This window comes from Aeromonas sp. 602658, from assembly GCF_049173005.1.
Lineage (GTDB): Bacteria > Pseudomonadota > Gammaproteobacteria > Enterobacterales > Aeromonadaceae > Aeromonas > Aeromonas veronii_A.
The window spans coordinates 166432-191308 of record NZ_JAAKRF010000001.1; the positions used below are offsets into that span (position 1 = coordinate 166432).

Genomic DNA, 24877 nt, shown 5'->3' on the forward strand with positions numbered 1-24877 from the left:
AGACTTCCTGTGCTATCTCAAAAATAAACGCCTGTCCGGACGTTAACAGCCTGCGTCCCGCTCGGCAAGGGCACTTTCAGGGGAAATCGCACGGCAAACGCCAGCGCGCTGGTTCTGTTGAAAAAAAGACGCCGGGGTATCCCCGGCGTCTTGAATCACTGCAATAGCTGGAAGCGGCTCACTGGTTGTCACGAGAGGCCACCAGCAAACACATAGGTGCTCTGTTCTCAGCCGTTGCGTTTGGCAAAGCCATCCATAAAGCTGACCAGGGCCTTCACTCCCTCCAGCGGCATGGCGTTGTAGATGCTGGCGCGCATGCCACCGACGATGCGGTGCCCTTTGAGGGCCAGCAGGCCGGCCGCTTCCGATTCGGCCAGGAACTGCTTGTCCAGCTCGGCATTTTTCAGCTGGAACGGGATGTTCATCCGCGAACGGCAGCTGACATCCACCTGATTGCCATAGAAGCTCGACTGATCGAGATAGTCGTAGAGGAAGTCGGCCTTCTCCTTGTTGCGTGCTTCCATCGCCTCGAGGCCACCCTGTTCCTTGAGCCACTCGAACACCAAGCCGGCCAGATACCAGGCGTAGGTGGGCGGTGTGTTGAACATGGAGTCGTTCTTGGCTGTGAGCTTGTAGTCAAAAATCGAGGGCACATCGGCTCTGGCCTGATCCAGCAGATCATCGCGTACGATGGCGATGGCAAGCCCGGACGGCCCGATATTCTTCTGGGCACCGGCATAGATGATGCCAAAGCGGCTCACGTCGAGAGGACGGGAGAGAATGGTGGAGGAGAGATCCGCCACCAGCGGCACCTCGCCAGTGGCCGGGATGTCGAACATCTCGATGCCGTCAATGGTTTCGTTCGGGCAGTAGTGAACATAAGCCGCATCGGCGCGAAACGCCGGGGTCGGCAGCAGGTGGGAAATCCCCTGCTCGTTCTTGGCAACCCCCTGGAAGGTCTGGATATCGCCATACTTTTTGGCTTCATCCACCGCGCTCTGGGACCAGACGCCAGTCAGCAGGAAGTCCGCCTTCTTGTTGGCCCCACCCAGCAGGTTCATGGGCACGGCGGAGAACTGACCGCGGCCGCCGCCGTGCATGAAGAGCACCTTGTAGTTGTCCGGCACCGCCAGCAGCTCACGCAGATCCGCTTCGGCCTTCTCGGCAACAGCCATGTAGGGCTTGCCGCGATGGGAAAGCTCCATGACCGAGGCTCCCAGCCCTTGAAAATTACAAAATTCGCGCTGGGCGCGCTCCATGACTTCAACCGGCAGCATGGCGGGGCCGGCGCAGAAGTTGTAAATCTGTTTGCTCATGACGCTTTCCGTGAGTGGATGAGAGTAATCGATGACTTGTCAGGTTTTACACAAGAGCAGCCAGCGGATCAAAGGCTTTTTGGGAGCTGGCTCAACATTTTACCGTCATTCTGCATCCCCCTTGCAGTAGAAAAAGCCCTGAACGGGTCAGGGCTTGCAGGGAACATGCACAGAAATGGCGGGCAGAGCGCATAAACCACCACAGCTCAGCCATTTCTGACAAATTTACAGTTTGGCGGTGAGCTCCGGCAGCAGAGTGAAGAGATCCCCCACCAGTCCGTAGTCCGCCACCTGAAAGATGGGGGCATCGCTGTCCTTGTTGATGGCCACAATCACCTTCGACTCCTTCATCCCCGCCAGATGCTGGATGGCGCCCGAAATACCGACCGCGATATAGAGCTCGGGCGCCACCACCTTGCCGGTCTGTCCCACTTGCAGATCGTTGGCGACATATCCCGCATCAACGGCGGCCCGCGATGCCCCCACCGCGCCGCCCAGCTTGTCGGCCAGCGCTTCTATCAAAGCAAACTGCGCCTTGGACCCCAGTGCCCGGCCACCGGAGACCACCACCCGGGCGGCGGTCAGTTCGGGCCTGCTGGAGCGCACCGCGCGGCGCTCGACCAACCGGGTACGACCAGCGAATTCGGGCACGGCCAAGGGCTCGATGAGAGCCTGCCCGCCCGTCGCCGCCTTGGCAAACGCGGTGGCCCGCACCGTCATCACCTTGACGGGCGCCGAGCTTGCCACTCTGGCGATGGCATTGCCCGCATAGATGGGGCGCAGGAAGGTGTCGCTGCTCTCGATAGCCGTCACCTCGGAGAGCATCTCCACCCCGAGCCGGGCCGCCACCTGTGGCAGCAGCGCCTTGCCCATGGCACTCGCCGCCATCAGGCAGTGGCTGTAACCTTCGCACCAGCAGGCCAGCAGCTTGTCGACCCCATCCAGCAGCCCGTCGGCCAGCAGGGGATGTTCGGCAAGCAGCACCTTGTCGACACCGCCAATGGCAGACGCCTGTTCACCCGCCTCGGTCAGCCCCTGACCCAGCAACAACAGGTCAACCTGACCGCCGATGGAGACGGCGGCGGTGACCAGTTGTGCCACGTTGTCGGCCAGATGGCCCTGATGATGTTCGGCAATGATCAGCACGCTCATGGCAGCACCTTCGCTTCGTGTTTGAGTTTGTCCACCAGCTCGTCCACCGAGCCCACCTTGATCCCGGCGCTGCGGGCTGGCGGCGCCATCACCCCGAGCAAACGGGTCTGGTTGGCCACCTCAACGGCGAGTGTCGAAAACGGAGCGCTATCAAGCGGCTTGCGCTTGGCCTTCATGATGTTGGGTAGCGAGGCAAAACGCGGTTCATTCAAACGCAGATCGGCGCTCACCACAGCAGGCAACGGCATGCCCAGGGTCTCAAGGCCACCGTCGATTTCGCGGGTCACCAACAGCTCCCCCGCTTCCACCTTGAGGGCGGACGCGCAGGTCGCCAGCGGCCACTCATTGAGGGCAGCCAACATCTGGGCCACCTGATTGTTGTCTGAATCGATGGACTGCTTGCCGAGCAGCACCAGATCCGGCTGCTCCTTCTCACACACCTTGTGCAAGGCGCGGGCGACAGTCAGCGGGGTGAGCGTCTCATCGGTGACATAATGCAGCGCCCGATCCGCCCCCAACGCCAGCCCATGGCGCAGTTGCTCGGCGGCAGCGTCAGGGCCGAAGGTCACCACCACCAGCTCGCTGGCGATACCCACTTCCCGCAGCCTGACCCCCTCCTCCACCGCAATTTCACAAAAGGGGTTGATCCCCATCTTCACATTGGCGAGCTCCACGTCGGAGCCGTCTCCCTTCACCCGGATCTTGACGTTGTAGTCGACTACCCGTTTGATTGCGACCAGCAGCTTCATGGGGTCATGCCTCGTCTCTTTGGATTGAATTCATTAGTGTGCCTCTGCGTTTGTTGCAGTACGCTCTTCCCTGATTTTTTGCTTTTTCTTGCTCAGTTTTGCTTACAACTGCTTTACGTTTACGTAAACTACCAGCATTACCCTAGGCCAACCAGAGCGCAGAGGCAAGATGGAACGGGAAGCAATGGAATTTGATGTCGTCATCGTCGGCGGCGGTCCGGCGGGGCTCAGTGCAGCCATCGCCCTGAAACAGCAGGATGCCACACTCTCTGTCTGCCTGCTGGAGAAGGGGGCGGAAATTGGCGCCCATCTGCTCTCCGGCGCCCTGTTTGATCCCGTCGCCTTGCAAGAGCTGCTGCCGGATTGCTGGCAACAAGCGCCGCTCGGCGTGCCGGTCAGCGACGATCAGGTTCATCTGCTGCAAAGCGAGCAACGTTCCCTGCAACTCCCCGCCTGGGCGGTGCCACCCCGGATGCACAATGAGGGCTGTCACATCGTCAGCCTCGGCAATCTCTGCCGCTGGCTTGGCCAGCAGGCGGAAAAACTGGGAGTCGAAATATACCCAGGATTTACCGCCAGCGAACTTATCATGGAAGCGGGCCGGGTCAAGGGGGTCATCACCGGCGATCTGGGGCTGGATCGGGCGGGCAATCCAAAAGCTGATCATGTGCCCGGCATGGCGCTGCTCGGCCGCTACACCCTCTTTGCCGAAGGGGCCCGAGGCCATCTCGGCAAACAGCTGATCGCCGACTTCAACCTGGCAAGCCCTGCCCAGCCCCAGCACTATGCCATCGGCTTCAAGGAGCTGTGGCAACTGCCAGTAGGTCAAGGCAAAGCGGGACAGGTGCTGCACGGCAGTGGCTGGCCCCTTGGCAAGCAGAGGGGTGGCAATAGCCACGGTGGCTTCTATCTCTATCACATGGAGGGGGATCAGGTCGCGGTCGGGCTGATTGTCGATCTTAACTACCAGAACCCCTGGCTCAGCCCGTTCGACGAATTCCAGCGCCTCAAGCATCACCAGCTTATCGCCGGCGTGTTGCAAGGGGGGGAGCGCATCAGTTACGGCGCCCGCGCCATCACCAAGGGGGGTTGGCACGCCCTGCCCCGCATGCATTTTCCCGGCGGCCTGCTGATCGGTTGTGATGCGGGCACCCTCGACTTTTCCCGCATCAAGGGGATCCACACCGCCATGAAATCGGGGATGCTGGCGGCAAAAACCGTCGCAATGGCACTGCGGGGAGGCGATGAGGGGGGCCGAGATCTGGCACAGTATGGCGACGAACTGCACCAGAGCTGGCTGGCCTGCGAACTCAAGGCGGCGCGTAACTTCGGCGCGGCGCTTCACCGCTATGGTCCCTGGTTAGGCGGTGCCTTCAACTGGCTGGAGCAACGGCTGTTTGGCGCAAACTCGCCCTTCAAGCTGCTCGATAAGGCGCACGATTATCGTCAGCTGCGCGTGGCCAGTCGCTGCGAGCCCATCCATTATCCCAAACCCGATGGCAAGCTGAGCTTTGACAAGCTCTCGTCTGTGTATCTGGCCAACACCAGTCACGACGAGGATCAGCCTTGTCACCTCAAGCTGCAGGACGAGCGCATTCCGGTCGAGGTCAATCTGCCCACCTGGGCCGAACCCGCCCAACGCTACTGCCCGGCAGGGGTGTTTGAAGTACTGGAAACGGAAGGTGCGGCCAAACTGCAGATCAACGCTGCCAACTGTATTCACTGCAAGACCTGTGACATTAAAGATCCCAGTCAAAATATCATCTGGACTCCACCACAGGGGGGCTCCGGGCCCAATTATCCGAATATGTGATGAAGCGGGGCAGCGGCAACAAGCAGCCCCAGCTAGCCCTCCCCCAGCCAAAGGCGGGTTCTACCCCGCATAGCCGCTCAGGTGATCCGACCTCGCTGGTTTTTTGAACAAACAAGCTGAATCCCTGATGAATAGCCCCTGACAAGCGCGGCCCGCCCCTGTATAGTTCGCCGCATTCAGGTTTTCCATCGGCCCGATCTGCTTATCCACGGGATCGCCTTCTGCTGCGATCTAAGGCCGCATGACCTGTGCAACCATCCCTGATTACCCATGACTTTTTAAGGGGGGACAGATGATCACCGCCTACATTCTCAACAACAAGGTGCTGGACATAGTCACGCTCGGGCCTGACGACATAGTACCTGACAACACGGTCTGGCTGGATGCCTACAAGCCGGACACGGCAGAGCGAGAATGGTTGACGGGCCTGTTCCTGGAAGAGGTTCCCGACAAGGAGGAGCTCGACGACATCGAAGCATCCGCCCGTTTCTACTGGGATACCGATGGTCTGCACATTCACTCCCTGTTTCCCCAGCGGATCGGTCGTGACACCAAGGGTGTCCACGTCTCCTTTACCCTGCGCAACAACCTGCTGATCAGCATTCGTGAAGATGACATCGGGCTGGTGCGCCTGCTGCGCCACTATATGCGCCAGGATCGGCTGGAGGTGGAGGATGCCCTCGATATCCTGCTGGAGGTACAAAACCTCAAGGTGGAGTACCTCTCCGATCTTATCGAAGATGGTTACAAGACGTTGGAAAACACCGCCGATCAGATCTTCGAGCCGGATCAGATCAACCCTATGCTCAAGGAGCTGTTGGCACAGGAAGAGGCCAACGGCCAGATCCGTCTCTCCCTGCACGATACCCGCCGCGCCCTGCGTTTCCTCAAACGCAGCCTGCGCCAGCGCATGAGCCTCGAGCAGAACAAGTGGATCGACGAGATGCTGCACGACGTGGAGTCACTGCTGCCTCACACCCAGTTCCTGTTCGACAAGATCAACTTCCAGCTGGAGGCCTCCATGGGGGTGACCAATCTGGAGCAGAACAAGGTGATCAAGATCTTCTCGGTTGCCGCCGTGATCTTCCTGCCGCCGACCCTGATCGCCAGTATCTACGGCATGAACTTCGGCCGCATGCCTGAACTCGCCTGGGAGTATGGCTATCCCCTCTCGCTGGTGCTGATGGTGATGTCATCGCTGGGCACCGGGCTCTTCTTCAAGCGCAAGGGGTGGCTGTAACGCCAGCCGCTCGGCACAAGACAACTTTTCGCGGATTGGGGGGCATGGCCCCCCGATTAATTCCCGCTCTCTCCCGCGCCTTGCAAAGGGCTCGCCTTCGCCCCATATCCCTTGCATCACTTGCACTCTATGAATGGATATCGGGCAACCATGACCCTCTACCCCGAACACCGATATGACGATCACGGCCAGTTGCGCCCACCCCTCTGGTTCTGGCCCATCGCCCTGTTGTTGACCCGCTCGGTCTGGCTCTTTCTGATGGCGGGAGTGACCCGCGAGAGCGGCAGCGAGATCCTGACCCTCTTTTATCCGGACAAGATCACCCTCTACATCAGCCTGCTGACCGACGTACCCGCCATGCTGGCGTTGCTCGCCTGCGGGGGCACCTATCAGCAGACCCAGAGCATTCGCGCCAGACTCCGGCGCCACAGCCCGCTGCTGCTGCTCTGCTCTGCCGTCAGCGGCCTGCTGATGCAGTTGCACAGCCTCAATCTGCAGAAGTGGTCATTCAGCTGGCCTACCGCACTGGTGCTGGTCGCCAGCCTCTGGTCACTCTGGTATCTGCTGCGCAGTCGCCAGCTACGGGAATATGCTGCTGATGATCCTCATCAGGAGTCGAACATCTAGCCAAGTTTTAGCTGCAATCAATTGAAATAAATATAAAAGGCCTCTTGGTGAGTTGAACGCCCGACGCGCGGCCATAACCCCGAGCCGCAAGCTGCCCCGCTGTCGAGGAGCGGCTGCGCCCGCACTCTCGCCCCATAGGTGGCGGCCAAGCGGATAAGGAATTATCAATCGTCGTGTTAGGTCACCCCGTTCATTCAGGCTTGATTCATTATCAATGGAATTGATAACACTTTTCATTACTCTTACTGCGTTATAAACTTGCTCCCCCCGGGCGGCCCCGCCCGGGTGCTGGAGCCTTTATGACAAGCCTTTCTCTCTCACCCCGACAATTCTGGCAGTGGCTGGCCTACCACCATCAGGCCGCCGAGGGCACCCTCTATCTGATGTTCTTCTCCGGCCTGCTGCTGTGGGAGCCGCTGACCCCGCTCTGGTCGCTGGCACGCTGGAATCTGTTTTTCCATGTGATGCTCTCGCTCACCCTGTTTCCCCTGCTGTTTGGCGCCTTCTGGCTCTCCCACCGCAGCTTGTTGAACCGCAGCAACAAACCCTTTTTGCGCACCACGGGGCGGATTATTGAAGCCCTGCTGCTGATCTGTCTGGCCAGCGGCCTGCTGCTGGTGCTGCACGGCACTCCGGGCGATGCCATGGGCAACCTCGCCAGCTGGGCCCACTGGCTGAGCGCGTTGGCGTTAACTCCTCTGGTGCTGCGCCACGCCTGGCGCTGGACCATCTTGAAATGGCGCTCCTGATCCCATGTTGAAGTCATCGTTCTCTGCATATTTGTCACCCCTGCTGGCCCTCGTCTTGCTGCTGGCCAGCCCCTTTGCGTTGGCCCAGCAGATGGGCGCCGGGATGATCGCCTATGAGGAGGGGCAAAGCCCGCGCCTCGTCACCGCCAACCTGAGCGCTGGCTCGGTCACCCTGCTTGAGCGCGATAGCGGCAAGCGGCTCAAAGAGGTGCCGCTGGGGGGCGATCTGCGCCAGCTGGCCCGCGCCGATGATGGCACCCTGCTGGTCACCGACTACAGCGGCGATCGCCTGCTGCTGCTGGATGATGATCTCGATCTGGAAAAGGCGATCCCCACCGGCCATAGACCATACGGCGTCATCTTCGATGCCAAGCGGCAGTGGTTCTGGATCACGCTGTTCGAATCCGCTCGCCTGCAGGCCTACGACACCACAGGCAACCTCAAGCTGGATGCAGAAACAGCCGAGACTCCCCGTGGGCTGGCATTGACCGACAACGATCGCCTGCTGCTGACCCACGCCATGACAGGCCAGCTCGCCATCTATGATCTCGCCAAACTTGGCCATGGCGCCAAGGGAGCTTCGCTTCCCAAGCCCAACCTCATCACCCTGGCCGAGACCCACAGCGATACGCCGAGCGACTCGCAAGGGTTGCCACGCCTGCTCGACGGCATCGCCCTCTCCCCTGATGGCAGCGAGGCCTGGTTGCCCCACGTGCTGTGGAGCTTCAGCCACCCCTTCCAGTTTCAGAGCACCGTCTTTCCGGCCGTCTCCATCATCGATCTCGATGAGGAGAAAGAGCGGGTCGATGAAAGAAAGCAGCTCTTTTTGCAGATCAACCTGCCAAGCGTCGGCAATCGCAGCCAGATCGTCTCCAACCCGTTTGCTGCGCGCTTCGCCGCCGACGGCAAGCGGGTCTACCTGACCCTGGCCGGCTCGGAAGATCTGCTGGTGTTCGACCTGTCGCGCAGCGGCAAATCCAACAACAACCGCCACCGCCGCAAGAAATTTCAGGGGGGCGCCAAAGCAACCCAGCTCTTGCGTCACCTGCCGGGCCAGAATCCGCGGGACCTGCTGATCGACGGTGACCATATTCTGGTGCACAACGCCATGGGGCAGGATCTCACCCGCCTCAATAGCGGCGGCAGCGGCCCGTTTGCCCGGGTCACGGTTGATGCGCCCCACTTCGCCAAGCTGGTGGAGATGGATCCCCGCCCCGAACCACTCAAGCGCGGCGAGCGGCTGTTCAACTTGGGCAACACTGCGGCTAATAGCCGCTTCCCCATGGCGGGGGACAACTGGATGAGCTGCAACTCCTGCCATCTGGACGGGTTCAACTTCACCAACCGCTATCTGATGGCGGCCCATCGCCAGAAGAGCAGCGACAACGCCATCAACGGCCACGCCAACCTTGCCAATATGGTGGCCGGGGACTTTATCGGCGAATACCTGCGCATGACCCAGCAGACCCAGGGCGGCATGGGCCATGACATCCGCGATGGGGCCGAGGCGGTTGACCCCGCGAGGCCCCAACCGGAAGTGAAAGCGATGATGGAGGACTTGCACGCCTTCGTCACCGCCGATGGCAACCTCCCCTATCTTGCCAACTGGCTGCGACTAGATGCTCCGCGCACGGATCCCGCCAAGGCGCCAACCACTCATCCGAAGGCGTGGCTCAACTCCGCCTCCTGCCAGAACTGCCACCAACAGGCCTTCAAGGATTGGAGCGAGAGCAACCACCGGCTGATGGGCAACTCCCACCCCTACTACAAGGTGGTGCAAGCGCTGGCCCGCGAAACCGAAGGGGAAGCGTTCGGTCAGTGGTGCCAAGGCTGCCATATGCCCCAGCAGGTGATGACAGGCCAGCTGGATCTGCCCAAGGGCTCCCACATGTTCGAGCAGGGCGGCGCCTCGCTGATTGCCGCCCACAAGGCGGGCGAACCTGTGGTTGAGGAAGGGACCGGCTGTGTGCTCTGTCATCGCATCACCAAAGTGGAAGATGCGGGCGGCAACAGCGCCTTTACCGTGAATTTGAAAGACCGCGAGAGCTATGTGTTCGAGGATGCCCCGGGCGGCAGCCTCCAGCACTGGCTGGCCGAGCGGCAGATCAACGCCCGTCCGGCGGCCCACAAAGCCTCCTATCAAAAGGATTTCTACCGCGACGCGGCCCTGTGCAAGTCGTGCCACAACGAGTTTGCCCCGGGCACCGGCGCCAATATCGTCAACACCTGGGACGAGTGGGAAAAGTCCAGCTTCGCCAAGGCCGAGGATCCCGCTAAACGGCGCACCTGCATCGACTGCCATATGAACCCGGAGCCGGGCAATGGCGGCGCGCCGGTGACGGGCCAGTCCACCGAAAACGGCACCATGAAGGCGCGGCTCTATCGCCACAACTTTACCGGCGCCCAGCACCAGCTGGTGGGGCTGCGAAATCCCGACCTTGAGCAGGAGAGCCTGGCGCTCTTGCGCTCCAGCGCTACCCTCTCCGCCCGTATCGAACAGGCTGCAGATAAGAACCAGCAACTGGTGGTGCGGGTCGCCAATACCGGCGCAGGCCATGCCCTGCCCACCGGGGTGGCCGATTTCCGTGAACTCTGGCTGGAGCTGACCGTCACCGACGCCAGTGGCAAGGTGGTGCTTGCCAGCGGCCAGCCGGTGGATGGCGCAGTCCCCGAAGATGCGCGACTGTTCAGAAAAGTGTTCGGCGATGCCGAGGGCAAGCCGGTGGGGCTTAAGTTCTGGCGCTACGCCAAACTCTTGGAAGATACCCGTATTCCGGCCGATGGCTGGCGCGATGAAGCCTGGCCGCTGCCCGCAGAAGCCCAAGGGCCCTTCAAGGCCGATATCAAACTCAATTTCCGCACCTACCCCAAGTGGGTCAATGATGCGGTGCGCGCCGCCGAGCCGAGCTTGCCGGAGCCACCCATAGTGCAGCTAAATCGGTTGCAACTTACCCTGCAGCCTCTCCCCGTCACGCCCGCTACGGAGCCTCAATCCTGATGTTTGCAAGTTTTCTGATTACCCTGCGCGAGGGGCTGGAAGCCTTCCTGCTGGTCGGCATCTGCCTCTCCTACCTCGCCAAGCTGGGGGCGAGCCGCTACAACAAGTTCATCTATCTGGGGGTGGGGCTTGGCCTTATCGCGTCCCTGATCGTCGCCTTCCTGTTCCAGGTGGTGGTGAGCCAGTTCGAGAGCGAGCGCTACAACCACCTCTTGATGGCGGGGATCCTCATCTTCGCCACCTTGGTGCTCACCTACATGGCGATCTGGATGCAAAAGCAGGCCAAATCCCAGGTAGGGGCCATGACAGCGCGCATCGATGCCGCCATCGATGGCGGCAACCTGTTTGGTCTGGTGTTGCTCGCCTTCCTGGCTGTGATGCGCGAGGGGTTTGAAACCGTGCTCTTCTTCTCCGCCCTACTCTATTCTGGCCAAGGGGTAGATCTGCAATCCGGCCTGATGGGCGCGCTGGCGGGGCTGCTGGTCTCCATCGCGCTGGTATGGGGGCTGCTGCGCTCCACCCGCAAGGTGGCGCTGGCGCCCTTCTTCCGCTGGACCGGCCTGCTTATCATCATCATCGCCGCAGGTCTGCTGTCGTCCGCCGTCAACATGTTGCAGGCGGCAGACATCATCACTTTCTGGACCACGCCGGTGTTCAACATCAGCCACATTCTCGACGATCAGGGGGTATTTGGTACCTTCCTGCGCGCCCTGTTTGGCTACAATGCCTCACCCGCTGGCTTGCAGCTGCTGACCTGGGCCCTCTATCTGGCGATCTTCGTTACCCTCTGGCAGCGCAGCTATCGCCCGCAGGTAAGTGCCGCGACTGGCAAGGGCTGAGCCAACACGCCCTGTGGTAGCAAGGCTACGGGATAACAACACCATTCGGGAGCCGCGCCTTGGCGCGGTTCCCTTATCTATCAAGCAGTTTCGGAATAGGTCATGAGCGATAACAACAAGAAAAGCATTGCAGTGCTGGGCGCTGGCCCCGCCGGTTTAATGGCGGCCTGGCGCCTGCGCTGCGCCGGTTTTGCCGTCACCCTGTTCGAGCAGGAGCCGGTGGTCGGCGGCATGTGCGCCACCCAGACCTTCAAGGGGCGCGATGGTGAGTATCGCTTTGACTACGGCGGTCACCGCTTTATCACCAAAAACCCCGAGCTGCTCGCCTTTATCGACGAACTGATGGGGGACGACCTGCTCCACGCCGAGCGCAAGAGCGTGATCCGCTTTGGCGGGCGCACCTATGACTACCCATTGAACCTGCCCAACCTGCTCAAGACGGCGCCGCTGGCCCTGATGGCCGGTGCGGTAAAAGACTTGCTGCTGTTGCCCTTTAGCAAGAAGCCGGATGATTTTGCCAAGGCGAGCTTTGCCGAGTGGATTCAGAGCCACTTTGGCCGCACCCTCTATCGCCAATTCTTCGAGGGTTACACGGGCAAACTGTGGGGCATCAACCCGGACAAGCTCTCCGCCGACTGGGCCGGTCAGCGCATCAGCCTCATCGATCTCAAAGACGTGGCCCGCCGCCTGCTGCCAAGACGCAACGGCAGTATCTCGGTGCGCACCTATGCCCGCAAATACCGCTACCCCAAATATGGCTTCGGCCAGATCTTCACCACTCTGGGGGAGCGACTGGTGGCAGAGGGCGTTGAGCTCAAAACCGGCGCTACCATCACCCGCCTTGAGCAGGCCGATGGCCGTATTGAACGGGTGTATTGGAAACAAGATGACGTTGAACAGAGCGAACGCTTTGATCAGGTGATCTCCACCCTGCCGCTGCCGCTCACCTGCCAGCATCTTGGCTTGCCGTGCGATCTCCAATACCGGTCGCTTCGCTTCGTCAATATGCCGCTTAAAACAGAGAACCTGTCGGACAACACCTGGCAGTACCTCTCCGACCCCCATATTCTGGCCACCCGCCTGCAGGAGCCGCGCCGCCGCAGCCCCTTTATGGCGCCCCAAGGCCAGACCTCGGTAATGCTGGAGATCCCCTGCAATCCGGGGGATGCCACCTGGCAGGCACAGCTCTCTGATCTGCGCGGTCGGGTTACAGCTGATCTGGCGAGCCTCGGCGTCGATACCCAGAAGCTTGGCGATGAGACCTTCGAAGCCCGCAGCGAGTACGCCTATCCGCTGATGGATTTGGGCTATCAGGCTCGCCGTAACGAAGCCATCAAGGCGCTGATGCCCATCACCAACCTCATCATGACCGGCCGTCAGGGGACATTTCGCTACATCTTCACCGACACCGCCATGGAGATGGGGATGATGGCGGCCGACATGGTGATCGACGGGGTGGACAGACGCCACGCCATCTTTAACCATCGCAATGAAAACACCGTGATCGAAACCCAGAGCGTGGCCTGATTGCCGCGCCATTGGCATAAGTAAGGAGAACAGGATGACCATACGCCCGGGTTTACTCGCCCTCACCCTGCTGCTAACCCTGAGCGGGCAGGCGCAGGCATACTCCTACGCCGCCGCCGGCAAGGAGCCACTAATCGACGCCCGCGAAGCGCTGCTGGGCGCCGCCACTGGCAGCAAGGATGCCAGCGCCACCTTGAGCGAGATTGCCGACGAACTGACCTATCTGGAACAGCATCACAAGGTGGAGCTGCAAGGGCCGCTGGCAGCCGCCATCAAAGCCAAAGATGCAGCAGCCACCGCTGCCCTGCTCAACCGCGCCTACAAGGCGGAGATCGAGCGCCGCCTCGAAGGGGCCAGCCAGAACCTTGGCGACTACCAGACTGCCAAGGTGCTGGTGGTCAAGAGCAAGCGCTTCCTCGACTTGATCCTCCCCTCCCTTAGCGAGGGGGATCGCAAGGCGGCCGAACAGGCGCTGGCCAAGGTGCTGGATGCCATCGGCAACCCGGGGGTATTCGGGGTGGGCGCCAAGCCCGCCGATGCCGCTGCCTTTAGCGATGCAGAAAAAGCGCTGATGGCCGTGCTGGCGCCGCTTTGATGGCCTCTCATCGATGATGACAGCCCCCCTCATCCCCAACCCTTCTCCCGCAAGGGGAGAAGGGGGGCGTCACCACTGCCGATTACGCTTCGCTAATCGACCCTACTTGCTGATCCTGCTGCAACTGGCCTGGCTCGGCTGGCTGCTAGCCTTCCCTGTGGCGCTCGATTCCGATGATGCCCTCAATTTCGCCCACGGGGTGACGCGCTTTAGCGTGCTGGAATTCTCCCCCCACTTTCCGGGCTACCCCGCCTTTATCTGGCTGGCACGGCTGATCAATCTGGCGGTGGACGATCCGGCCCGCGCGGTGCAGTGGGCAAGTCTGCTCGGTAGCAGTTTGCTGGCGCCGCTCGCCGCCTTGTTGGCGGTCAGATTGTGGCAACGGCCAAGCCTGCTCGCCCCAGTCTGGCTGCTGGTGCTGGCCCTGCCGCTCACCCCGACGCTCGCCCTCTCCGGCCTTTCGGACGGGCCCGCGCTCGCCACCTGGCTCGGGGCGCTGCTGGCCTTGCAGCAGCGCAGAATTGCGCTGGCGGGTCTGCTGCTGGGCCTTATGCTGGCACTGCGCCCCTCCTATTTTGTGCTGGCGCTGCTGCCGCTGTGGCTCGGGCTGGCGCAGCAGGGCACGCGCGTCAGGTTTGTGCTCCCCATCGTGCTGGTGGGGCTTATCAGCCTGCTGTTTGTCTGGCAGGCCGATGGCTGGGCCTATTTCAGCGAGGGACGCCGCTTTACCGACGGCCACTTTACCCTCTGGGGCAACACGGCGGCGGCCCACGGCGATCGGCTGCTGAGCTGGGCGCGCACCTTCAACGATCAGCTGACCCCGCTCTGGCCTATGTTGATGGGGGCCTTGCTGGTGCTGCCGCTTTGGCAAAGATCAAAAAACCACCCTGCCGCCCTCCCCCCACTCTGGACACTCTACTGGCTCGCCCTGCTGCTCTGGACCCTGTTTGGCCAGAATCCCGACAATCCCCGCCATCTGGCCCCCGTCACCCTGCTCGGTATCGTGCTGCTGGCAGGTTGGCTGCCGCGCCGTGGCGAGGGGGTGGTCGCGGTGGCCGGATTGCTGCTGCTCGGAGTAACCTTTACCCTGCCCCGTCCACCCGCCATGGAGCAGGCAGCAAGGCTCGCAGAAAAAGCGTGTCCGGCATTGGTGACCCAGTGGGGAGTGCGGCTGCTGCGGGAGACCACAGCCTTGGCCGTCACCGATGGCTGGTACAAGGGGGATGCGGCGCTGGCACTCTCTCAGGGAGCCTGCCGCCTCAGTCGCCGCCCCATCGCCGCGAACGAAATGCCCAGCGCGGTGCGCCAGCACTGGTTTGCCCCACGCTTTGCCGCCGAGCCCGGACTCTGGCTCGCCATTCCCTCGCGGCAGACAACCCATGGGGAAAGTGACAAGAAACATATAAAGAGCACAAAAATCCGCCAAGGCAACTAAAAAAGAGGGGAACAACTCGGGTACACTCACAGCGCATCCATAACAGACGAGTCTCCTTATGCGTGTAACCAGAGAGTGGCTGTGGGTTTTGTCGGTGCTGACCGGGGCCTGTGCCCTCCTGTTGCTACCATTCTGGCTGCGCGGCGGCAGTCAGGGCCATGATCTGTTTCACCACCTGCTCTCCGGTCACTTCTTTGCCGTGCAACTGTGGCAAGGTGAGCTCTATCCGCGCTGGTTGATGGAGATGAACGGCGCCTTCGGCAGCCCGGTCTTTTTCTTCTATCCCCCCCTGCCCTACTATGTGAGCGCACTGTTCACCGGCCCCACCCCACTGGCCCACGAGGCGATGACGCCGCTGCTCTGGAGCAGCAGCGTGGCACTCTGGCTCTCCGGCCTGTTTGCCTATCTCTGGTTGCGCCCCTTTGCCGGCCACGGACGGGCGCTGGCGGCCAGTCTGCTCTATATGGCGCTGCCCTATCATCTGGCCATCGATATCTACGCCCGCTTTGCCCTGGCGGAGAGCTGGGCCTTCGTCTGGGCGCCGCTGGCACTACTGGCGCAGGATCGCCTCTGCCGCGGCGCCCCCTTTGCACTACTGCTGCTCGCACTGGCGGTCTCCATGCTGACGCTTTCCCATCTACCAAGCACCCTGCTCATTCTGGGCTTGCTCACCCTGCGCAGCCTGCTACTGGTCTGGCGCTACAAGGGGAGCACAGCGCTTGTCAGTGTCCCTGTCACCGCCTCCCCGCTCATTGGCACCCTGCTGGGCCAGCTCTGGGGGTTGGCGATGGCCAGCCTGTTGCTGCTGCCCGCTCTGCTGGATCAGGGGGGGATCTCCATGGAGCAGATGCGCACCGGCATGTTCGAATTTCAGCGCAACTTTCTCGATCGTTTGCCCCAAAGCCGTGATGACTGGCGCTTTCGCGGCCATCTCGCCTGGCTGACGCTGCTCACCCTGGCTCTGCTACTGGTAGCTTGGGCTGCCGCCCGCGAGCCGCGCCATCCCGAGTTGCTGCTCTGGGGGGTCATTGGCACCCTGAGCTTTCTGATGATGCTGCCTCCAAGCGAGCCCCTGTGGCGCCTGCTCACTCCGTTGCAACTGGTGCAATTTCCCTGGCGCCTCAATCTTCTGCTGGTCATCGCTACCGTCGCCGTGGTGGCGCTGGGTACCCCCACCTATCGTCCGTGGCAGTGGGTCTGGTGGTTACTGCTTGCCCTCACCCTGCTCTCGCAGGGACTCTATGTACGCGAGGCGCCGCTCACCCAGGCTCCCGTAAAGAGTCAGCTCGACGGGGAGTTCGACAGCAAGCGCAGCGCCCGCGAATACCGACCAAAGCAGGTGCCACGCGGCATGTTTGCCCCCACCCTGCTGGCCTGGAAAGAGGAATTCCAGCCCGCCATCACCAGCGACCATCAGGGGGTGAACTGGCAGATCCAGCGCTGGCAGCCTCGTCATATCGAATTGACGGTGGATGCCCCGGCCCCCGCCAAGCTGGTCCTGCACCAGTTTGATTACCCGGGCTGGCAGGCAAGGCTCGACCAGCGCCTGCCGCTGAGCGTCAGCAGCACCCGCAACGGGTTGGTGCAGGTCTGGGTGCCCACCGGACAACACAGCCTCACCTTCACCCTCACCGCCCGCTGGCCGGAGCGGCTCGGTTACGCCATCTCGTTGCTGGCCTGGCTGCTCTGGCTGGGGGGAGTGATCCGCGCAGCGCGCCGACATGACCGAAAGCTTGATCCCCAAGGTGGCTGAGCCGCCGGGCACCTCCCCCTTTTGAGGGGGTAGGAACGTCATGCCGAGCGGGGGCAAACCTGATAGACTCGCCCTTCTCCCTTTTTCAACCAAGGTTCACCAGCGGATACCCTATGCCCCACGCACAGTCCCCCCAGGCCACCATGCTCTCTCCCCGTTTCCTGTTTATCCTGCTCGGCGCTCTGGCGGGTCTGACCCCGCTGGCGGTGGATATGTATCTGCCCGCCATTCCGGCCATCGCTCGGGATCTAGCCACCAGCATCGACGGTGCCCAGCTCACCATCAGCGCCTTTCTGGGCGGTTTTGCCATCGGCCAACTCTTCTACGGCCCGCTGGCCGACAGCTATGGCCGCAAGCCGGTGATCTTGGCGGGGCTGGTGATGTTTGCCATCGCCTCGGTGGGCTGCGCCATGGCGGACTCCCTGCCCGAATTGCTGGCCTATCGGATGTTGCAGGCAGCGGGCGGTGCGGCGGGCTCTGTGGTGGTCAATGCCCTGCTGCGCGATCTGTTCGAGAAGGATGCGTTTTCTCGCGCCATGTCGTTCGTCATTCTGGTGATGACCTTGGCGCCGCTGGTAGCCCCTGTGGTGGGCGGCTATATCAGCGCCCACGCCGATTGGCGGGTGATCTTCTGGCTGCTGGTGGGGATCAGCCTGCTGATCTGTCTGGTGATGCAGTGGAAAATTCAGGAGACCCTGAAACCTGAGCACCGCCAACCCCTTAATCTGGGCCAGATCCTCAAAAACTACTGGGGGGTACTCTCCCATCGCGGCGCCATGGGCTACGTGCTGTGCGGCTCCCTCTCCAGCTCCGGCATGTTCGCCTTCCTGAGTGGCTCCCCTTATGTCTATATCGAGTATTTCAAGGTGCCGACCGAGCACTACGGCTGGCTGTTTGGTCTCAATATTTTGCTGATGATGGTGGTCACTTTCGTCAATAGCCGACTGGTAAAAGGGGTGGGTGCCGAGCGGATGCTGCAATACGGCCTGCTGGTGCTGCCCTGCGCTGGCGCCCTGCTGATCTACAACGCCTGGAGCCAGACCGGCGGTCTGTGGGGCATCGTCATTCCGGTGGTACTCTTTATCGGCCATATCAGTCTGGTGGGGGCCAACGCCATGACCGGTCTGATGGGCCACTTCCCGCAATCTGCGGGTACCGCCTCGGCACTGGCGGGTACCCTGCGCTTTGGCATCGGCGCCCTGGTCGGGATTCTGGTCAACCTCAATCCGCCCCAATCGCCGCTGCCCATGGCCATCGCCATCGCCTGCTGTGGCGTGGGTTCCACCCTGAGTTACTGGCTGCTGGCGGGCAAGCGGGGCGATTGACCCCCCCTATCCCCCTCGGCCAGGAAAACGAAAGAGGCTTCCATCAACGGAAGCCTCTTTTCGTACTGGCGGGCAGACGTTCAGAACTGGGCACTGTTGAGCCAGAGGTGCGCCCCTATGCTCACCAGATAGCCGAGCAAGATAGCCGGCGACCATTTCAGGTGGCCAAAGAAGGTATACATGCCATGGGCCTGCCCCATCAGGGCAACACCGGCGGCAGAGCCGATGGAGAGCAGGCTGCCGCCCACCCCGGCGGTCAGGGTCACCAGCAGCCACTGCCCCAGCGCCATGTCTGGGCTCATCGAGATCACGGCAAACATCACGGGAATGTTGTCGATGACGGAGGACAAGACCCCGATGAAGATGTTGGCCATGGTGGGATCCCCAGCGTCATACAACCAGTGTGATACCAGCTCCAGATACCCCATAAAGCCCAGCCCACCGACACACATCACCACCCCGTAGAAGAAGAGCAGGGTATCCCACTCCGCCTTGGCCACCTTGTTGAACACGTCAAATGGCACCACAGAACCCAGACTGCGCAACCGCACCTCATCACCATTGCGTTCGTAGAGCGCACGCTTGCGGGCAAGGGATCGCGGCAGCGACTTTCGCAGATAAAACCCGAAAAACTGCAGATAACCGAGCCCCAGCATCATGCCTAGCACGGGTGGCAGATGGAGGAAACTGTGGCATAGCACCGCCGTGATGATGGTCAGCAAGAACAGCGCGACGATGCGACGGGCACCCCGCTTGAGATCGACCACCTCGTTATCAGCCTCCGGCACATGACGCGGCACCATCAGGCTCATCAGGATGGCCGGGACCAGAAAATTGAGCAGAGAGGGAATAAGCAGGGTGAAGAACTGGCCAAATTGCACCTTGCCCGCCTGCCACACCATCAGGGTGGTGATATCGCCAAAGGGACTGAACGCCCCTCCGGCGTTGGCGGCGATCACTATGTTGATGCAGGCAAGATTGACAAAACGCCGATCACCGTTGGCCACCTTCAACACCACGGCGCACATCAAGAGCGCAGTGGTCAGGTTGTCTGCCACCGGCGAAATACAAAAAGCAAGCCCGCCGGTCAACCAGAACAGGGTGCGCAAGTGAAAGCCGGATCGCACCAGCCAGGCGCGCAGGGCATCGAACAGCCGCCGATCCTCCATGGCGTTGATATAGGTCATCGCCACCAGCAGGAACAGCATCAACTCGGCATATTCCAGCAAGGTATGGCGGAAGGCCTGCTCGGCGACAGGGCTCATCCCTTGCTGTGCATAGGCGATACCAATCAGGATCCAGATCACCCCGGCGGCCACCAGCACGGGTTTGGACTTGCGCAGTTGCAGATACTCTTCAGCCATCACCAGGGCGTAGGCCAACACAAACAATCCGACACAAAAAAGACCGATTGAGGAGGATGTCAACAGAACAGGGCCACTACTGGCATGGGCGGGAAGGATAAACAGGGACAGCAGCAAAATAACTGGGGTAAGCGCAGACATGGTCTCTTCCTTTTAGAACCATCTGGCAATGATGCTAACACCTGGATGAAAAGAAAAATTCATCCAGGTCAATTAACGCTTAATTGGTTTGCTGTCGAAACGCGGGATTATTTCTTGCCGAAACCCGACTGCTTGAGGGTATAGCCTGCGCTGTTCTGCCAGGCATCCAGACCGCTGCGGTTATTGCCCGCCACCAGACTGGCGGCCAGACTCGGGCTGTTGAACAGCTGATCGGCGGTAAAGACAAAGCCGCCCTGACTGCGGGGCACTATGACCCCCTTTTCCAGCAGCTCGTGACGCAGCTCGATCACCGCTTCACGCAAAGAGGCGGCATCCTCGCCATTGGCGGTGGAACCGGCCAGCACCATAAAGCCCGGATTTTGCCGCTTGCCCACCGGATAACCGTGGGCCTCGGCCCCCTTGCCGTTGAAGTGGTAGAGCTCGCGCTCCCCCGGCCGGTTGTCGGAGAGTGCCTTTTGCAGGGTCATCAGCTCGTTGTAGATCTCGATGGGGACGACGGCAGCCTGCTTGTTGCCCTTGCTATCGATGATAAAACTGACTTGCTTGTGTAACATCCTTGCTCATCCTGTGACCCATGGAAGCCCCTATTCTAACCACCTCGGGCAAGCGGGATCCAGCGAGGATCCACTGCTCTTTTGCCGCCGTGATCACTAACTGGCACTCTTGATCAACCGTAAGGGGTGTTGATCAATGCTGGCCGTGCTAGCGTACCAAGCATGATGAAAGCCATTGACCATCAAACGGTTATCCCATGCTGACCCTGCGCAACCTCTGCAAGAGCTTCGATAACGGCAGTGAACGACTGCCGCTGTTCCACCATCTCGATCTCGCCCTCCCCGCTGGCGAGATCACCCTGCTGCTGGGCCAAAGCGGCTGCGGCAAGTCGACCCTGCTCAATCTCATCGCCGGGCTGATTGCACCGGATGAAGGGGAGATCTGGCTGGGGGAGACCCGGATCGACAACCGCTCCCCCGACGAGCGGGCACGCCTGCGGGGTCGCCATTTCGGTATCGTCTATCAGGATTTCAACCTACTGCCGACCCTCAACGTGGCCGAGAATCTGGCACTGCCGCTCGCCATCAACGCTCTGCCACCGGATGAGACAAAGATTGACCAGTTGCTGCACCGGCTCGATATGAGCCACAAGCGCCATGCCTGGCCGGAGCAGCTCTCCGGCGGCCAGCGACAGCGGGTGGCGCTGGCCCGCGCCCTTATCCATCAACCCAGTTGGCTGCTCGCCGACGAACCCACTGGCAGCCTCGATGAGCACAATGCCGAACAGGTGATGGCGCTGATGGTGGCAGCGGTGCGGGACACAGGCGCAGGCTTGCTGCTGGTGAGCCACAACCCCACCTATGCTGCGCTGGCCGACAGGGTGCTGCGCCTCGAAGGGGGGCAACTTATCGAGCTCAAGGGGCCCCTTCATGACTAAACGACGACTGCGCCAGCCGGAGACACGCTGATGCTGCCACTCAAAGCGCTGCTGCGCCTCTATCGCAGTCACCCCTGGTTGCTGCTGATGAGTCTGGCCGGGCTGGTATTGGGAGTGTCGCTGGTGGTGGCCATCGAGCTGCTCAATCACAGTGCCCGCACCAATTTTGTCGCCGCCCGCAGCCAGCTGGCAGGGGAAGCTAACTACCGGCTGGCCCCTGCTGGCGGGATGGATGAGCAGCTTTACGTGCATCTGGTGACCAGCCAGCCCGCCCTCGATGCCATGCCCCAGCTCCATGGCTGGCTCAAGGATGAGCAGGGGCGCAGCTTTCAGCTGTTGGGGATGGATCTCTTCAACCCCGGCCCCCTGCGCCAGCTGTTTGGCGCCCAGCCCGCGAACGAACCCGCCTTCTCCCTCAACCGTGCCGACAGCATCTGGCTGGCGGCCCCCGAAGCGGAGCGCCTTGGCTGGCAAGCGGGCCAGAGCCGACGCTTTGTGCTGGGTGGCAACGATGGCGCCAGCGCCCGAATCCTGACCCTGACGCTGGCTGGCACCTTCGAGCCGGGCGCCGTGCCCATGGAGCGGCTGCTGATAACCGATATTGGCCTCGCCCAACCGCTGCTGGACAAAGCGGGTCGGCTCGATCGCATCGTCTTCAAGCTAAGCGACGCCAAGGCTCGCACCCTGCAGGCCACCCTGCAAACCAATTACCCGAACCAGCCCCTGTGGCTTGAGCCCATCAGCCCGGCGCTCGATGCCAGCCAGCTTGGCGATGCACTGGCCCTAAATCTGACGGCGCTGTCATTGCTCGCCATGGCGGTGGGATTGTTTCTGGTGTTCAACGCCCAGCGCTTCGTGCAGAGCGTGCGCCGCCCCCAGCTGGCCCAGTTGATCATTCTGGGGATGGGGCCGAGCCGGGTACTGCATTGGCTCATTCTGGAGCTCGTTATTCTCGCCACCATCGGCACCCTGCTCGGGGTGCTGCTCGGCAGCCTGTTGGCACTGGCGCTGATGGGACAACTGACCCAGGCGCTGGCCGATCTCTATGGGCCCAACCCCATCGATCTGTTGCGCCTCTCCCCTGTGAGCCTGCTCAAGGCGCTGTTGATCGGGCTGTTCGGCACGCTGGCCGCCAACCTGCCCGGCTGGTGGCAACTGCTGCGCCAATCCCCCCTCGAACTGCGAGCGGGAAGCAGCCGCCCCCCCGCTCACCCGTGGCGACGGCGCGTGCTGGCCATCGCCATCTTGCTGCTGTGCGCTCTGTGCCTGTGGCTACCGCAAACGGGTCTGACCGGTGCGCTGTTTATCGCCGGCGGCTGGCTGCTGGCCATGGCACTCTGGCTGCCCGATGCCCTGCGCGGCCTGCTTGGCTGGTTACGACGGCGCACGGGCGGCCAGCTAACCGCCCGGCTCGGGGTGGCCGAGACCCTCTATCACCTCGATCGCACCGCTATCGCGGTGATGGCATTGCAGCTGGCCATCGCGGCGGCTATCGGCATCGGGGTCATGGTGTCGAGTTTTCGCTCCAGCGTGGAGATCTGGCTCGGCCAGCGTCTGGCCGCCGATCTCTATGTCACCGCCCCCAAGGGGGTGGCGGGCAGCAAGGGCACCTTGAGCGACGCCACCCTCGAGACCCTGCTCGCCAATCCGCTGGTGAGCGCCGCCTCGCGCCGCTCGGTGCACCCTGCCCGCTGGCAGGGGCAGCCCATCGAGTGGGCGCAGATGGATTTTATCCCCCAGCTTAAAGCGGCCTATCCGCTGCTGGCCGGACGCTGGCCCACCCGCCCCAACGAAGTGCTGGCGAGCGAACCGCTAACGGTGCGCCTCGGGGTCAAGGTGGGCCAGACCCTTGAGGTGAGTGGCGAACAGGGGCCACGGCAGTTCACCGTCACCGGCGTCTATCAGGACTACGGCAGCGACAAGGGGCAGATCCTGCACGCCTTCGAGGCGGGAGCGGTGCAATCCCTCGCCCTCTTTAGCAACGACCCCGAGCAGCTGACCGACCGCCTGCGCGAGCGCTTTGGCGAGCAGCTCAATCTGCTCTCCGCCCCCGCCATTCACAGCGCGGCCCTCAAGGTGTTTGACCAGACCTTTGTGGTGACCGAGCTATTGAAACTGCTGATCTTGGGCATCGCCTTTGTCGGCATTGGTTCGGCCTTTATGGTGCTGGGGCTGGCACGCCGTGGCGAGCTGCAGACCTTGCAGAGTCTGGGTTTGAGCCCCCGCCACTGCCGCCAGCTGCTGGTGTGGCAAGGGGCGGGATTGGGGCTGCTCACCGCCCTGCTTGCCCTGCCGGTGGGATATGGCCTTGCCTGGGTGCTGATCGAGGTGGTCAATCCCCGCGCCTTTGGCTGGCGCCTCGCCTTCGAGGCCGCCCCCCTTCATGCGGTCACCGCCCTGTTGCTGGCCCCGGTCTGTGGCGCATTGGCATCCTGGTATGCAGCAAGGAGAGTGGTATGACATATCGGTTAGCGCACTGGCTCAGCCATGGCTTGACGACCCCATTGACCACTTCCCTCTCTCCGCCCCTTCTTCAGCACAGAGAAGAGCAGAGTGCGGCATTGAACCATCCCCTCTCCCTTCGGGAGAGGGGAAGCTTGTCCTCTTTACGGTTCCTGTGGCTCGCCACCCTCTTGATCCCGCTGATTGCCATAAGCGGCAGCGCGCAGGCCAGCGATCTGGGCGCCCTGCTCGGGGGTGGCAACGACAGCTTCAAAAAGGTGCTGCCGGGGCAAACCATTCAATTGCCGGAGGATCACGCCGCCCACCCCGATTACCGCTCCGAGTGGTGGTATCTCACCGGCAACCTCAAGGATGAACAGGGGCGCGAATATGGCATGCAGTGGACCCTGTTTCGCCAAGGGATCGAACAAGAACTCCGCACCAGCAACCCCTGGCTCACCCCCCAGCTCTGGCTGGCCCAGTTTGCCATCACGGATCTCGACCGTGGCAGCCACCAGCAAGATGAACGGGCCAGTCGGCAGGGGCCGGGGCTGGCGGGGGCCAACGGCGGCCAATATTGGCTCAGGGAGTGGCGGCTTGCCTCGCAAGGGGCAGCGCTCTTCCCCGCCACCCTCAAGGTGCAGAGCAAGATTGGCGAGCTGAACCTCACCGTCACTGCCGCCAAGCCGCTGGTGCTGCAAGGCAAGGCCGGTTACAGCGAGAAGAGCCCGGGCAACGCCTCCTTTTACTACTCCTACCCGCGCCTCACTCTTCACGGCACCCTGACCCGCGATGGCGAGACCCGCACCGTCAAAGGACAAGGGTGGTTTGATCACGAGTGGAGCAGCTCGGTATTGGCGGAGTGGCAATCGGGCTGGGACTGGTTTTCGCTCCAGTTGAACGATGGCCGCGAGCTGATGCTGTTTCGCCTGCGCACCAAACCGGGCCGCGCTAATCCCGAAAACCAGCCAGAAAACCGCTACGGCATTCTCATTGAGCGGGATGGCAGCAGCCGGGTGCTCGCCCCCGACGCGATTCGCCTTACGCCGGGCAACACCTGGCGCGGCCCCAAGGGGCAGGATTACCCCGTCGAGTGGCAGCTAAACGCCGCCGGAATGAGCCTCACCATCAAAGCCCGTCAGCCCGATCAGGCCATGACAGGTCGCTTTGACTACTGGGAGGGAGCTGTCTCTGTCTCGGGGGATGCCAAGGGGGTCGGCTATCTGGAGATGACGGGCTATTGATCCAGGAGCGTGGCTGTTGATTGCAACGGCCATAAGCCGCCGTCAATGCCCTGCCAGACGGGTTTGATGATGCACGCAGCCACCATGACGCCGGGGCTCTCGCCCCTCACTGCGG

Annotated in this window: 19 protein-coding genes; 14 read left to right on the forward strand and 5 right to left on the reverse strand. The window is 61.9% G+C overall.

The window, feature by feature from the left end:
- Positions 1–227 precede the first annotated feature (227 nt).
- The 3 genes from serC to G5253_RS00715 form a co-directional block, all read right to left on the reverse strand.
- On the reverse strand, positions 228–1316 hold the full coding sequence (serC, locus tag G5253_RS00705) for a 3-phosphoserine/phosphohydroxythreonine transaminase (protein ID WP_120414429.1): 1089 nt from the start codon (positions 1314–1316) through the stop codon (positions 228–230).
- 225 nt (positions 1317–1541) lie between these two features.
- Positions 1542–2468, reverse strand: a complete 927-nt coding sequence (locus tag G5253_RS00710; protein WP_266133907.1) for an electron transfer flavoprotein subunit alpha/FixB family protein — start codon at positions 2466–2468, stop codon at positions 1542–1544.
- Positions 2465–3217 carry an electron transfer flavoprotein subunit beta/FixA family protein gene (locus tag G5253_RS00715; RefSeq protein WP_266133906.1) on the reverse strand — a complete coding sequence of 251 codons (753 nt, stop codon included), beginning with the start codon at positions 3215–3217 and terminating at the stop codon, positions 2465–2467. The genes G5253_RS00710 and G5253_RS00715 overlap by 4 nt, the downstream gene beginning before the upstream one ends.
- A 169-nt stretch (positions 3218–3386) precedes the next feature.
- On the opposite strand from G5253_RS00715, the gene G5253_RS00720 reads away from it, so the two are divergent.
- The 11 genes from G5253_RS00720 to G5253_RS00770 all read left to right on the forward strand — a co-directional run bounded on the left by G5253_RS00720 (position 3387) and on the right by G5253_RS00770 (position 18118).
- Entirely contained in the window at positions 3387–5030 is a 1644-nt protein-coding gene (locus tag G5253_RS00720; RefSeq protein ID WP_266133905.1) for an electron transfer flavoprotein-ubiquinone oxidoreductase, read from the forward strand.
- Positions 5031–5322: 292 nt separating this feature from the next.
- On the forward strand, positions 5323–6270 hold the full coding sequence (gene corA / locus G5253_RS00725) for a magnesium/cobalt transporter CorA (protein ID WP_266133904.1): 948 nt from the start codon (positions 5323–5325) through the stop codon (positions 6268–6270).
- A gap of 150 nt (positions 6271–6420) precedes the next feature.
- Positions 6421–6897: a DUF2919 domain-containing protein gene (locus tag G5253_RS00730; RefSeq protein WP_216953818.1), complete on the forward strand. Its 477-nt coding sequence runs from the start codon at positions 6421–6423 to the stop codon at positions 6895–6897.
- 299 nt (positions 6898–7196) lie between these two features.
- Complete coding sequence (locus G5253_RS00735; RefSeq protein ID WP_005352687.1) at positions 7197–7646, forward strand: hypothetical protein; 450 nt, start codon at positions 7197–7199, stop codon at positions 7644–7646.
- Positions 7647–7650: 4 nt separating this feature from the next.
- Positions 7651–10644: a YncE family protein gene (locus G5253_RS00740; protein WP_266133903.1), complete on the forward strand. Its 2994-nt coding sequence runs from the start codon at positions 7651–7653 to the stop codon at positions 10642–10644.
- On the forward strand, positions 10644–11483 hold the full coding sequence (locus tag G5253_RS00745) for an FTR1 family iron permease (RefSeq protein WP_266133902.1): 840 nt from the start codon (positions 10644–10646) through the stop codon (positions 11481–11483). Before G5253_RS00740 ends, G5253_RS00745 begins: the two co-directional genes overlap by 1 nt.
- Positions 11484–11585: 102 nt before the next feature.
- Positions 11586–13010, forward strand: coding sequence for an FAD-dependent oxidoreductase (locus G5253_RS00750; RefSeq protein WP_266133901.1), 1425 nt, complete (start codon positions 11586–11588; stop codon positions 13008–13010).
- 34 nt (positions 13011–13044) lie between these two features.
- On the forward strand, positions 13045–13605 hold the full coding sequence (locus G5253_RS00755; RefSeq protein WP_266133900.1) for a hypothetical protein: 561 nt from the start codon (positions 13045–13047) through the stop codon (positions 13603–13605).
- Between the two features lie 106 nt (positions 13606–13711).
- A complete protein-coding gene (locus G5253_RS00760) occupies positions 13712–15040 on the forward strand; it encodes a hypothetical protein (protein ID WP_266134001.1) in 1329 nt (442 codons plus the stop codon).
- A 58-nt stretch (positions 15041–15098) separates the two neighbouring features.
- A complete protein-coding gene (locus G5253_RS00765; protein WP_266133899.1) occupies positions 15099–16793 on the forward strand; it encodes a hypothetical protein in 1695 nt (564 codons plus the stop codon).
- A 113-nt stretch (positions 16794–16906) separates the two neighbouring features.
- Positions 16907–18118 carry a Bcr/CflA family multidrug efflux MFS transporter gene (locus tag G5253_RS00770; RefSeq protein ID WP_216953832.1) on the forward strand — a complete coding sequence of 404 codons (1212 nt, stop codon included), beginning with the start codon at positions 16907–16909 and terminating at the stop codon, positions 18116–18118.
- An 80-nt stretch (positions 18119–18198) separates the two neighbouring features.
- Here G5253_RS00770 and nhaD read toward each other — a convergent pair whose 3' ends face one another.
- Positions 18199–19623, reverse strand: coding sequence for a sodium:proton antiporter NhaD (nhaD, locus tag G5253_RS00775; protein ID WP_216953834.1), 1425 nt, complete (start codon positions 19621–19623; stop codon positions 18199–18201).
- Between the two features lie 107 nt (positions 19624–19730).
- The gene (locus G5253_RS00780; protein ID WP_005333716.1) at positions 19731–20198 is read right to left on the reverse strand and encodes a DUF4357 domain-containing protein; all 468 of its coding nucleotides are present in this window, start codon (positions 20196–20198) and stop codon (positions 19731–19733) included.
- 197 nt (positions 20199–20395) lie between these two features.
- Here G5253_RS00780 and G5253_RS00785 point away from each other — a divergent pair, with 197 nt between their 5' ends.
- The 3 genes from G5253_RS00785 to G5253_RS00795 all read left to right on the forward strand — a co-directional run bounded on the left by G5253_RS00785 (position 20396) and on the right by G5253_RS00795 (position 24762).
- Positions 20396–21076 (forward strand): ABC transporter ATP-binding protein, encoded by a 681-nt coding sequence (locus G5253_RS00785; protein ID WP_266133898.1) that lies wholly within the window; start codon positions 20396–20398, stop codon positions 21074–21076.
- A gap of 30 nt (positions 21077–21106) precedes the next feature.
- Positions 21107–23536, forward strand: coding sequence for an FtsX-like permease family protein (locus G5253_RS00790; RefSeq protein WP_266133897.1), 2430 nt, complete (start codon positions 21107–21109; stop codon positions 23534–23536).
- 173 nt (positions 23537–23709) lie between these two features.
- Positions 23710–24762, forward strand: coding sequence for a lipocalin-like domain-containing protein (locus tag G5253_RS00795; protein ID WP_266134000.1), 1053 nt, complete (start codon positions 23710–23712; stop codon positions 24760–24762).
- Positions 24763–24877: the final 115 nt, after the last annotated feature.

Coding starts and splice junctions, on each gene's coding strand:
- nhaD (WP_216953834.1), bottom strand. CDS start 19,623: ATGTCTGCGCTTACCCCAGTTATTTTGCTGCTGTCCCTGTTTATCCTT.
- G5253_RS00740 (WP_266133903.1), top strand. CDS start 7,651: ATGTTGAAGTCATCGTTCTCTGCATATTTGTCACCCCTGCTGGCCCTC.
- G5253_RS00755 (WP_266133900.1), top strand. CDS start 13,045: ATGACCATACGCCCGGGTTTACTCGCCCTCACCCTGCTGCTAACCCTG.
- G5253_RS00780 (WP_005333716.1), bottom strand. CDS start 20,198: ATGTTACACAAGCAAGTCAGTTTTATCATCGATAGCAAGGGCAACAAG.
- G5253_RS00765 (WP_266133899.1), top strand. CDS start 15,099: ATGCGTGTAACCAGAGAGTGGCTGTGGGTTTTGTCGGTGCTGACCGGG.
- G5253_RS00710 (WP_266133907.1), bottom strand. CDS start 2,468: ATGAGCGTGCTGATCATTGCCGAACATCATCAGGGCCATCTGGCCGAC.
- G5253_RS00750 (WP_266133901.1), top strand. CDS start 11,586: ATGAGCGATAACAACAAGAAAAGCATTGCAGTGCTGGGCGCTGGCCCC.
- G5253_RS00745 (WP_266133902.1), top strand. CDS start 10,644: ATGTTTGCAAGTTTTCTGATTACCCTGCGCGAGGGGCTGGAAGCCTTC.
- G5253_RS00770 (WP_216953832.1), top strand. CDS start 16,907: ATGCCCCACGCACAGTCCCCCCAGGCCACCATGCTCTCTCCCCGTTTC.
- G5253_RS00735 (WP_005352687.1), top strand. CDS start 7,197: ATGACAAGCCTTTCTCTCTCACCCCGACAATTCTGGCAGTGGCTGGCC.
- G5253_RS00715 (WP_266133906.1), bottom strand. CDS start 3,217: ATGAAGCTGCTGGTCGCAATCAAACGGGTAGTCGACTACAACGTCAAG.
- G5253_RS00730 (WP_216953818.1), top strand. CDS start 6,421: ATGACCCTCTACCCCGAACACCGATATGACGATCACGGCCAGTTGCGC.
- G5253_RS00720 (WP_266133905.1), top strand. CDS start 3,387: ATGGAACGGGAAGCAATGGAATTTGATGTCGTCATCGTCGGCGGCGGT.
- G5253_RS00785 (WP_266133898.1), top strand. CDS start 20,396: ATGCTGACCCTGCGCAACCTCTGCAAGAGCTTCGATAACGGCAGTGAA.
- corA (WP_266133904.1), top strand. CDS start 5,323: ATGATCACCGCCTACATTCTCAACAACAAGGTGCTGGACATAGTCACG.
- G5253_RS00790 (WP_266133897.1), top strand. CDS start 21,107: ATGCTGCCACTCAAAGCGCTGCTGCGCCTCTATCGCAGTCACCCCTGG.
- serC (WP_120414429.1), bottom strand. CDS start 1,316: ATGAGCAAACAGATTTACAACTTCTGCGCCGGCCCCGCCATGCTGCCG.